The organism is Terriglobales bacterium, assembly GCA_035457425.1.
Classification (GTDB): domain Bacteria; phylum Acidobacteriota; class Terriglobia; order Terriglobales; family Acidobacteriaceae; genus JACPNR01.
On the sequence record DATIBR010000092.1, the window covers coordinates 1 to 10,428 of the forward strand.

The 10,428-nt window shown below is 67.1% G+C and carries 9 protein-coding genes and 1 tRNA gene; 6 read left to right on the forward strand and 4 right to left on the reverse strand.

The window, feature by feature from the left end:
* Positions 1-238 precede the first annotated feature (238 nt).
* From VLA96_07050 to VLA96_07065, 4 genes are all read left to right on the forward strand, one after another.
* A tRNA-Sec gene (locus tag VLA96_07050) sits at positions 239-335 on the forward strand.
* Positions 336-362: 27 nt separating this feature from the next.
* Positions 363-1,082, forward strand: a complete 720-nt coding sequence (locus VLA96_07055; GenBank protein HSE48949.1) for a class I SAM-dependent methyltransferase — start codon at positions 363-365, stop codon at positions 1,080-1,082.
* 19 nt (positions 1,083-1,101) lie between these two features.
* On the forward strand, positions 1,102-2,088 hold the full coding sequence (locus VLA96_07060) for an aldo/keto reductase (protein ID HSE48950.1): 987 nt from the start codon (positions 1,102-1,104) through the stop codon (positions 2,086-2,088).
* Positions 2,089-2,194: 106 nt separating this feature from the next.
* Positions 2,195-3,136: a hypothetical protein gene (locus VLA96_07065; GenBank protein HSE48951.1), complete on the forward strand. Its 942-nt coding sequence runs from the start codon at positions 2,195-2,197 to the stop codon at positions 3,134-3,136.
* An 88-nt stretch (positions 3,137-3,224) separates the two neighbouring features.
* On the opposite strand, the gene VLA96_07070 is transcribed toward VLA96_07065, so the two are convergent.
* The 4 genes from VLA96_07070 to VLA96_07085 form a co-directional block, all read right to left on the reverse strand.
* Positions 3,225-5,204, reverse strand: a complete 1,980-nt coding sequence (locus VLA96_07070) for a DUF2207 domain-containing protein (protein ID HSE48952.1) — start codon at positions 5,202-5,204, stop codon at positions 3,225-3,227.
* A gap of 76 nt (positions 5,205-5,280) precedes the next feature.
* Positions 5,281-7,794 carry a TonB-dependent receptor gene (locus VLA96_07075; GenBank protein HSE48953.1) on the reverse strand — a complete coding sequence of 838 codons (2,514 nt, stop codon included), beginning with the start codon at positions 7,792-7,794 and terminating at the stop codon, positions 5,281-5,283.
* 43 nt (positions 7,795-7,837) lie between these two features.
* A complete protein-coding gene (locus VLA96_07080; protein HSE48954.1) occupies positions 7,838-8,668 on the reverse strand; it encodes a hypothetical protein in 831 nt (276 codons plus the stop codon).
* A gap of 248 nt (positions 8,669-8,916) precedes the next feature.
* Complete coding sequence (locus tag VLA96_07085) at positions 8,917-9,087, reverse strand: hypothetical protein (GenBank protein HSE48955.1); 171 nt, start codon at positions 9,085-9,087, stop codon at positions 8,917-8,919.
* Between the two features lie 79 nt (positions 9,088-9,166).
* Between VLA96_07085 and VLA96_07090 the strand changes: the two genes are divergently transcribed.
* Positions 9,167-9,505 (forward strand): hypothetical protein, encoded by a 339-nt coding sequence (locus VLA96_07090; protein ID HSE48956.1) that lies wholly within the window; start codon positions 9,167-9,169, stop codon positions 9,503-9,505.
* A 292-nt stretch (positions 9,506-9,797) separates the two neighbouring features.
* Positions 9,798-10,428, forward strand: a 631-nt coding sequence (locus VLA96_07095) for a hypothetical protein (GenBank protein ID HSE48957.1), incomplete at its 3' end; no start/stop codon positions are given.

Sequence of the window (10,428 nt, forward strand, 5' to 3'; positions counted from 1 at the left end):
CCCTGACAAGAGAACGGGTGAGCGCGAAGCGAGCGCCGGACTGCGCGAGCGGAGCGCGAGGGGCGACGCAGCCGAGGCGAGCACGAAGGGCGAGCCGAGTAGCGTTGGCGCGACCCTGACAAGAGAACGGGTGAGCGCGAAGCGAGCGCCGGACTGCGCGAGCGGAGCGCGAGGGGCGACGCAGCCGAGGCGAGCACGAAGGGCGAGCCGAGTAGCGTTGCGGCGACCCTGGGAATAAGGAAGCGCATGGGGTCCGGTGACCCTTCTGGTCTTCAAAACCAGCGAGCGGCGTCTCTGACGTCGCTGGTCGGTTCGACTCCGACACGCTTCCGCCAAGTTTCGTTCCACCGCAGCACGCGCCCATGACGTTCCGGAACACCTACGCCGACGCCGCTCACGCCGAGGCCTACGCGCGTCTCGAATTCGCCAACACCTACTATCTCGCCTACCGCGACATCCCGCAGCTCGTCCGCGAGCACGTCACCGGCTCGGACGCCCTCGACTTCGGCTGCGGCACCGGCCGCTCCACCCGCTTCCTCGCCGGTCTCGGGCTGAAGACCGTCGGCGTCGACATCGCGCCCGCGATGGTCGCCAAGGCGCGCCAGCTCGACCCCGCCGGCGACTACCGCCTCATCCCCGGCGACGACTTCAGCGCCTTCCCGCACGCCGGCTTCGACCTCGTCCTCTCGATGTTCACCTTCGACAACATCCCGGGCGCCGAGACCAAGGCCCGCATCTTCCGCGACCTGCGCCGCTTGCTGCGCCCCACCGGCCGGCTCCTCAGCGTCGTCTCCGCTCCCGAGATCTACTGGCACGAGTGGGCCTCGTTCTCGACCCGGGATTTTCCTGAGAACCGCCATGCCGGGCCGGGCGACGTCGTCCGCATCGTGACCACGGATTTTCCAGAGCGCCTCCCGACCGAAGACATCCTCTTTCCCGACGAGGCGTATCGCACCGTCTACCAGCAGGCCGGCCTCGCGGTCGTCGCTACCTGCAAACCCCTGGCGAAGGGCGACGAACCTTATCGCTGGGTGAGCGAGACCACGGTCGCGCCCTGGGTCATCTACGTACTCGCACCCTGACCACGACGAGAAGGACACCATGCAGAAGCGCACACTCGGCAAGAGCGCCCTTGAGGTCTCCGCACTCGGCTTCGGATGCATGGGCCTGAACTTCTCCTACGGCCAGGGCATCAGCAAGCAAGACGCCGTCTCACTCCTCCGCAAAGCGGTCGACCTCGGCGTCACCTTCTTCGACACCGCCGAGGCCTACGGTCCCTGGACCAACGAGGAGCTCGTCGGCGAAGCGCTCGCGCCGGTCCGCGACCGCGTCGTCATCGCCACCAAGTTCGGCTTCAAGATCGAGGACGGCAAGCAAGCCGGCGTCGACAGCCGCCCGGAGCGCATCCGGCAGGTCGCCGAAGCCTCCCTCCAGCGCCTGCGCGTCGAAGCCATCGACCTGCTTTACCAGCACCGCGTCGACCCCGACGTTCCCATCGAGGACGTCGCCGGCGCCGTCAAGGATCTCATCCAGCAGGGTAAGGTGAAGCACTTCGGGCTCTCCGAAGCCGGCGTCGAGACCATCCGCCGCGCCCACGCCGTCCAGCCCGTGACCGCGCTGCAGTACGAGTACTCCCTCTGGTACCGTGACCCCGAGAAAGACGTGCTCCCGCTCGCCGAAGAGCTCGGCATCGGATTCGTCCCCTACAGCCCGCTCGGCCGCGGCTTCCTCACCGGCAAGATGGACGTGAACACGCGATTTGCTCCGTCCGACTTCCGCAGTAAGCTGCCGCGCTTCACTCCAGAAGCGCGCCAGGCGAACCAGTCAGTCGTCGACCTGCTCGCGCGCATTGCCGCGAAGAAGAGCGCCACGCCTGCCCAGATCGCGCTCGCATGGCTGCTGGCGCAGAAGCCCTGGATCGTCCCCATTCCCGGCACCACCAAGCTGCATCGCCTCGAGGAGAACATCGGCGCCGCTGCCCTCGAGCTCACGCCCGAGGATCTGCGCGACATCAACACTGCCGTCGCCAAGATCCCGGTGCAGGGCGAGCGCTACCCCGAGGAACTCCAGCGCATGGTAGGCCGCTGAAGGGAAGGGAGCTGGGTCCCCCACCGGGCCGGTTTTGCTCGGGTGGGAAGGATCTTCGTTCGCTGGGGGCGCGAATCCCAGCAACCTCGCGTAACATCTACTGCCCATGGTCACCGCCCCCATCCGGCCGGAAGAGCTCGAGCGCGACCTTGGCTTTGGCGCGGTCGTCTCGCGCGCGAGCGAGCAGCGCCTGCTCAATCGCGACGGCTCCTTCAACGTCGAGCGCGAGGGCATCGGCTTCTGGCAGACGCTCAACCTCTACCACCTGCTGCTCACCATGACCTGGCCGCGCTTCTTCACCCTCGTCATCGGCTACTACACCATCGCCAACGGGCTCTTCGCTCTGGCCTACCTGGCTTGCGGGCCGAACGTTCTCCAGGGCGACATCGGGGTCGCGAGTCCCTTCGCGCGCGCCTTCTTCTTCAGCGTGGAGACGGCTTCCACCATCGGCTACGGGAACCTGGTCGTGACCGGCCTGGTCGCCAATCTCGTCATGACCGCCGAGGTCATCTTCGCCCTCATCAGCCTCGCCCTGATCACCGGCGTGGTGTTCGCGCGCTTCTCGCGCCCGGTGGCGCAGATCGTTTACAGCGCCCGTTCCGTGGTCGCGCCCTACCAGGACGGGAAGGCCTTCATGTTCCGCGTGGTGAACGCGCGCACCAGCCAGATCATCGAGCTCAAGGCCAAGGTGATCTTCAGCCGCTTCGAGATGAAGAGCGGCGTGCGCATGCGCCAGTACTATCCCCTCACGCTCGAGCGGCCCTCCGTCGTCTTCTTCCCGCTGGCCTGGACCATCGTCCATCCCATCGACGACAGCAGTCCGCTCAAGGGCCTGACGCCGGAGCAGATGAAGGCCGATCGCGCCGAGTTCCTCATCCTGCTCACCGGCATCGACGAGACCTCCTCGGAGCGCGTCCACAGCCGCTCGTCCTACGTCCCCGACGAAGTCGTCTGGAACGCGCGCTTCGCCAGCGTCTACAGTTCGCCGCGCCCCGGCCAGTCCGTCACCATGGACCTCAAGCGCTTCCACGCCATCGAGCCCGTATAGGGAACGGCTAGCGGCTCGCAGCGAGCGGCTGGCCGCGGTTCGCGACCATCCTCTGCGGCAAGCTGCCAGCCGCAGGCCGCCAGCAGATCTACCAGCCGCCGCCGCCCCCGCCGCCTCCGCCACCGCCCGACGAGCCCCCGCCTCCTCCGCCCGACGATGACCCCGGCGCCGTCGACGACGACGAGATCGCGCTCGAGAGCGACCCGCCCAAGTCGCTGCCCAGCGAGCTCAGGTTGCTGAAGTTCGAGCCCGCGAGGTTCATCCACGCCGGCGAGTAGGCCGCCGCGGTCCCCGCGCCCGCCGCCGCCGCTGCTGCCAGCACCGAAGCGAACTTCGCCGTCCACACCTCTTCCAGGTCCATCGCCATCGCGTACGGCAGGAACTTCTCGAACGTCGCCGGGCTGCGCTCCAGCGGATACTTCCGCTCCACGTCCTCGGTCGCTCCGATGAACTCGCGGAAGCCGTCGATCTGGTCCAGCAACTGCCGCCCCGCGCTCGTCGGCGCCTTCAGCAGCTCGTGGAACACGAAGTTGCTTACGCCCAGCGCCGCCAGCACCAGCGTCCCGACGATCGACGTCGCGCGCGCGAACATCCCCAGCCCGAACAGCTCCCCCAGGAAGAACGGGATGGCGAACGCCGTGATGAATAGCGCGCCGAAGTAGCTCGTCTTGCCCCAGCCCTTCGAGTGCCACGCCGCCTTCCACGCCGCCGCCACCCGCAGCGTCAGCACCGTCACGCCCACGCTCCAACCCGAGAGCCACACCGTCATGAACAGCGCCACCGGCATCATCTCCAGCGGCGCCGTCGCCACCACCGCGAGCAGCGTCAGCACCGTCAGTCCCACGCTGGGCCACAGGTACTTCCGGTTGCTGACGAAGTACGTCTGCTCCAGCTTCGCCGCCAGCGCTTTCTTCACCGCGTCGATCGCGCTCTTGATCTCGCTGTGGTTCGTCTGCTTGAGCACGATCGCATCCCGCGAGCCCAGCAGGTTCTGCGCCAGCCGGTCTTCGTCGAACGTCAGGTCCTGGCGCGCCGTCTTCGACTCCCGGTGCAGCGTGAACTCCCCGTCCGAGTCCTGCTCGATGCGCAGGAAGCGTTTCACGCCCAGGTCCACCACCAGCGCCGCGAAGCACTTGTCGTCGTACTTCATCCGCCGCAGGTAGCGCACCGCCGCGGGTGAGAAGTCTGCCGGCGGCTCGTAGCGCACCACGATCGTGCCCGGCTCCGGGTCCTTGCCCACAGCGCGCCACGCCAGGAACTGGTACAGCAAGGTGAGCAGCAGCCCGATCACCGCCGCCAGCGCCGGCTTGTTGTCCTCCAGGAACCACTGGATCCGTTGCTCGCGCGTCGGCTCCGCCAGCACTCCCTTGGGGAACATCACATCGATGGTCATGCCCTGGTAGGACTCCAGGGGCGCGGTCGTCGCGAAGTGCGCCACCCCGTTGCCGTCGACCTCGGCGGTGTACGCTCGCCCCTGCTCGCCCTGCGCCCCGGTGTACGCCTCCACCCGGATGTCGCCCCGCGCCACGCCGCTCGGCAGCGTCACCTCCGCTGTCGCCTGCTCGATGGGGAACACCCAGCCGTTGCCGGTCGCGTTCCAGTAAAGCTCGTCGTGGTCGGCGAAGAAGCCCGCCTGCCGGTCCGTCTCGTACGTGATCTCGTAGGTGTGCTCGCCCACCGGCACCACCACGTCCTTGTTCCCGAGGTACACGCGCACGCCGTTGTCCTGCCCTTCCGCGCGCCACTCCTCCTGGTGGCCGTCGCGCCGCGCGCCCACCACCTCGAACTTCACGTTGTAGCGCTCGCCCCAGCGGTCGCGGTAGTGGGTCGGGAAGTCGCGATAGATGCCGTGGTTGATCTGCTCGTTGAGCGCCCGCACCCGGATCGTCTCGGTCACGCGCATCGACCCGTCGCGCCGCAGCTCGATCTGGCTGTCGAACGACCGGATGACCTCGCGCTGCTCCGCCTGCGTCGGAGCCTCGTCCTGGTCCTCTTCCTGTTGCGGCCAGGCGAGCAGGGAAGTCGCGAGTACGAGCAGCACAGCGAAGATGCGCCGTCGGCAGTACATGGCGCGCGATTGTAGGAGGTTTTCTTGAAACTCGAAACTCGAAACTCGAACGGGAAACCGGAAACGGGAAACCAGTTTAGAAATCGAACGCTCCTTCGAGTCGGAACCGCCGCCCCACCGAGTTGTAGAACGTCCCGAAGTTCGGCGACGCCGAATACTGCTGCACCTCGCGCGGGTTGTAGTGGTTCAGCACGTTGAGCACGTTCACTCCCGCGCGGAACTGGAACCGCCGGTCCTTGAACTTGAAGTCGAACGGATACTGGATCTTCGTGTCCACGCCGACGAACGTCGGGAACCGCCCCGCGCGGTTGCGCTCCCCCAGGTAGTTCCAGTCGCGGTCCAGCGCCGAGAACGGGAAGCCCGAGTGCACGTCCAGCACCGGGACGAACTCCAGCTTGTACGGCAATCCCACGATCCCCCACAGCAGCACGCGGTGCGGCGCGTCGGCGTCCAGCGGCCCGTATTGGTTTGCGCGGACCAGCGGCGACGGCACGCCTCCGAAGAACTGGTTGTACTCGTTCAGCTCGCCGCGCGCCCGCGCGTGCACGTAGCTGCCGTACATCGTCGTGCGCTCCACCGGCTTCCACCGCAGCAGCACCAGGTACTCGCGATAACTCTGCCGCCCGGAGTTGAACAGCCGCAGCTCCGCCCCCGTCGCCGGCGACTGGAATGGGTCGACATAAAACTCCCGGAAGCCCTCGCGCCCTTCATATCCCAGGCGCAGCAGCAGCCCGCGCCGCAGCTCGCGGTCGAACTGCAGGCTCCACCCCAGGCTGTAGGGCACGCGCAGCCCGCCATCGCGCGTTGCGATCACGTGCCGGAAGGTGTTGGGACCGTCCACCACCGTCACCCCGTCATTCGCATAGCGCGTGATGGTCTGCTCCGGGATCTCCGGGAAGATGGCGACGTTGAGCGGGATCTTGTCGAAGAACACGCCCACGCCGCCGCGGATCGCCGTCCGGTTGTCGCGCGTCGGCGCGAACACGAACCCTGCGCGCGGCGACGCGTTCATCGCCTCCACCGACAGGCTGTCGTGCTCCAGCCGCAGCCCCAGGTCGAGCGTGAATCGCGGATGCACCTGCCAGCTGTCCTGCGCGAACACCGCCAGCTCGTGCGTCGCTTCCCGCGCCGCCCGCCTCCCGCCGTACGCGATCGTGCGGCTCAGCGCGTGGTCGTCGCGCAGCACGCGCACCGCCTGGTCCGCGATCCACCCGCGATAGTTCGCGTGCGAGTACGAGTACCCCAGGGTCAGCAGATGCCGCCCCGCGCCCTCCAGCGGACGCGTGTGCAGCGTCTGCGACCACTGGTAGAGCCGCGTCCGCCGGTCCTGCCGGTGGAAGTACCCGCCGAAGTTCTCTTCCGGGAACAACACCATGCCGGCCGGATCCGGCTGCGCCGGGTACACCTGCGCGTCCATCCGCTTGGCCGCGAACAGCGTGTGCAGGAAGCCGCCCGACTTCATGATCCACCGGTGCGCCGCCGAGACGAAGTACCCGCGCTGCTCCGCGTCCGCCGTCACCGGCTGCGGGTTGAAGCTGTCGATGTTCGCGAACTTCGTCTCCTGCGGGTCGGTCGTCAGCCCCGCCGTGAAGAGGTGGTTCGCGTTCAGGTTCCAGTCGATCTGCGTGTACGTGTTCGCCCGCTCGACCACGCGCACGTTGTCGGGATCCGGCAGCGAATACACCTTCACCGCGTCGTAGTGGTACGCCAGCGACTGGAACAGGTAGAGCTTGCCGCGTTTCAGCGGGCCCGCGAACGTCACGTGCGGCGACGCGTCCTCGATCCCGTGCGTCGACCCGTCCACCCAGCGGAACCGCGGGATCGGGTCTTCCAGCAGCCACTTCCACTGGTCCGTCCCGCCGCGCGTGTGCACCTCCACCACCCCGCTCGAGAACTCCCCGTACTCCGCCGAGAACGGGTTCGACAGCACCCGCACCGATTCCACCGCCACCACGGGAAGCTGCAGCGCCGGCTGCCCGGTGTACGGATCGGTGACGCCTGCGCTGTTCACCAGCGTGTTGGTCTGGTTCGTCCGCCCGCCCTTGATGCGGATCTCGCCGTCCAGCCCGCGCACCACCCCCGGCAGCATCGGCAGCACCTGCTGGAAGTCCTGGCCCAGGCTCACCGCCGACTTCAGCACCTCCGCGGTCAGCGTCGGCGTGTTGCCCGAGCTCGACGTCGTGTCCACGCTCTCCGGCTCCGCGCTCACCGTCACCGACTCCGCCCGCCGCAGCGCCAGCTCGAAGTCCAGCTTCGCGTCCGCGCCCTCGGCCAGCGTCACGCGCTTCACCACCGCGTCGAACCCCGCCAGGCTCACGCTCACCTCGTACTCGCCCGGCAGCAGGCCCGTGAAGCTGTACCTCCCGACCTCGCTCGACACCGTCGCGACCGCGTCCTTCGTGCCCAGGTTCTTCAGCGTGACGCGCGCGTTCGGCCACACCGTCTGCACCCGGTCGGCGCCCATCGTGAAGATCACGCCGCTCACGCGCGCGCTGTCGGCGGCGCTCGCCCGCCCGCCGCACACCAGCGCCGCCAGCAGCACCACGCCGCCGAAGCGGGCCATCGCCCGCGCCGCTGCTGAGGGGGTCATGTCGGTTGGACGAGACCGCGCGCCTGCTCGTTGCACTCGCTCCCTATTTCGCCGCGACCGCCGGCGCCGCCGGCGCCTTCAGTTCCAGGTACTCCTCGGTCAGCCGCAGCTTGCCCTTCGAGAACATGATGCGGATCTCCATCTCCACCACGCTCTTCTTCGGCAGGTACATCCCGTGGTCGCGCACGTACTCCTGCTGCACCGTCATCGCGTTGATCGCGCCCGCGAACCCGCCCCACACCTTGATCGGCTTGATCATCTTCATCTCCGACGCCACGATCTGGTGGTCCACCTCGCTGATCCACAGCCGCCCCGCCATCTTCGTCAGCACCTTGTTGTCCTTGTTCGCCAGCGCGACCTTCTCCTCCTTCGGCTGGAACGCCACCACCTGCACCGCCGTCCCCTTGTACAGGTCGCTGCCGCCGTCCGAGAAGTCGAACACTGCCAGGAAGTCCTTCGACAGGAACAGGTCTTCGTCTTCTTCCTTCTGCTTGTCCGCGGGCGTCTTCTTGGCCTCTTGCTCCCGCAGCTTCTTGATTTCTTTCTCGTGCTCTTTCAGTTCCTTTTCTTTTGGCGGACGGTTCTCCACGCTGACCAGCGTGATGCACTGCCGCCCTTCGCACGGCGCGTAGCTGTAGACACGCTCGTAGCGCCCGGTCGGCTTGTCCTTCATCGTGAAGCTCTCCGACACGATGTGCTTCGAGTAGCTGTACTTCTCCAGCAGGTCCGTCATGCGCAGCTGGTCGGCCAGCGCCTGCTGCACCACCGCCGTGGCTTCCTGGCTGGAAACAGCGCGCTCCGCCGGTTTTGTCTGCGCCAGCGCGCAAGAGAAGGAAAGTAGGCAAGCGAGCCCCAGGGCTATGCGCGATCTCATGCCATCACCTCGAGAATGCTGGGGAGGCCGCCATTATTCGCCCGCGAGCGCGGCGTTGGCCAGAGATTTTCCGCTCCGTCGGAGCGCTGGCCTCCTGGCCGGCTGGCTTGGCGAACTCCGGAGCCCGAAGGGCGACATTTGTTCGAGCCCGGGCCGCGAGGCCTGGGAAACGGTTGCTAAGATTTTCGCAGCCGGCTTCAGCCGGCGACACTTCGCGCGCGAGGGCGTGAGCCCGAGCGCAACCGACCTCATTCTTCCGACATGAGCTTGCCCAGCGTCGGCTTGTGCTTCTCGCGCGCCGCCCGCTTCTTCTTCGGATCCGGCGTGCGCCGCGTCGGCGGCGGCATCCCGACGTGCTCCCGCGCCGCTGCCTTCACCAGCTTCGCCGCCGTCAGTTTCTTCTTGCGCTTCTTTGCCACCCGCCCTCCGCCGCCGCTCCGCGCATTATGCAATAATCGTTGCGGCCGACGACCAACGACCGACGGCCGACGACCTACTATGGCCCTTGACGAACGCGAGTTCTACGACGAGCGCGAGCAGAAAAAGCCCGCCACGCTGCACTGCCCGAAGTGTCGCAAGTCCGCCGAGTACGAGCTCGCCTGGCTCGTCCGCACCAAGAAGAAGCAGCTCCCCCCGCGCGCCGACGAGAACGACCGCGCCAAGTTTGCCAAGGCCCGCTCCTACATGGTCCGCAAAGACGATCTCGTCATGTGCAAGAACATCCAGTGCCGCAAGCGCATCGAGGTCACCGGCGTCCAGTCCGTCGTCTTCTTCGACGGCGCCCCGCCCAATCCCGGCACCATCAACATGGACGACGACAACTTCGGCAACCGCTAACCCTCTCCGTACGGAGGTTATCCCGAGCGAGGGCGCGGCGAACCTCTACGCGCCCGAGTCGAGGGACCTGCCTCGTTTCTGAAAGTAGCACTACTATGTACCTACTACCGGATTACTGTAATTTCTTCCTTCCTAACTGAACGGTTAAATCCCACAACCTCCATTCCAGCAACCACTTACACCAGAGCTCCTGCTGGCATTCCGGCTGCTTTTCTCACCCCCGTATCCCGGCCGCTTCGTAACGAACGCAGCTCCCACTCGCGTTCTGGACCGGGGGAAAGGGAATCGGATCATGAAGGTGATGAAACTGTTTGTTCTCACAATCGCCGCGCTGGCGCTCGTCGCGCTGCCGGCTTCGGCTCAGGTCAACCTTGGTGGCACGGTGGGCGGCACGGTGAACGGCGCCGCGAAGACCGCGGGCAGCACCGTCAACAGCACGCTCGGCTCCACCAGCAACGTCGGGCTCAACGGCCAGGGCGGCAACCTCGGCTCGACCGTGGACTCCACCGCCAGCGGCACGCTGAACGCCGACGGCCAGCTCTCCGGCGTGACCGGCCAGGCTGATTCGACCGTCAGCTCGACCGCGCAGTCCACGACCGGCGTCGCGGGCCAGGCCACCGACGTCGCCGGCCAGACCGCGACCGATGCTTCGGCGAAGGCCGAAGGCGCCGCCGACGCTTCCAGCAAGACCGCGCAGAAGTCCCAGGCGAAGGCCAAGCAGGAAGCCAAGAAGTCCGAGAAGAAGGCGGAGAAGTCGGCCGAGAAGCCGATGCCTTCCGCCAACGCCTCGGCCAACACGCAGTCCAGCGCCGCCGGCAAGGCCGACGTGAAGAAGGGCGACCGTTCGCTCGACGTCAACGGCAGCCACTCGTCCAGCGCCAACACCGACGCCAGCGTCAACCAGGGCAAGGTGGATGCGAAGG

What these genes read in the sequence shown, in the direction of transcription:
- VLA96_07055 (HSE48949.1), top strand. Translation starts at nt 363, where the DNA reads ATGACGTTCCGGAACACCTACGCCGACGCCGCTCACGCCGAGGCCTAC.
- VLA96_07060 (HSE48950.1), top strand. Translation starts at nt 1,102, where the DNA reads ATGCAGAAGCGCACACTCGGCAAGAGCGCCCTTGAGGTCTCCGCACTC.
- VLA96_07065 (HSE48951.1), top strand. Translation starts at nt 2,195, where the DNA reads ATGGTCACCGCCCCCATCCGGCCGGAAGAGCTCGAGCGCGACCTTGGC.
- VLA96_07070 (HSE48952.1), bottom strand. Translation starts at nt 5,204, where the DNA reads ATGTACTGCCGACGGCGCATCTTCGCTGTGCTGCTCGTACTCGCGACT.
- VLA96_07075 (HSE48953.1), bottom strand. Translation starts at nt 7,794, where the DNA reads ATGACCCCCTCAGCAGCGGCGCGGGCGATGGCCCGCTTCGGCGGCGTG.
- VLA96_07080 (HSE48954.1), bottom strand. Translation starts at nt 8,668, where the DNA reads ATGAGATCGCGCATAGCCCTGGGGCTCGCTTGCCTACTTTCCTTCTCT.
- VLA96_07090 (HSE48956.1), top strand. Translation starts at nt 9,167, where the DNA reads ATGGCCCTTGACGAACGCGAGTTCTACGACGAGCGCGAGCAGAAAAAG.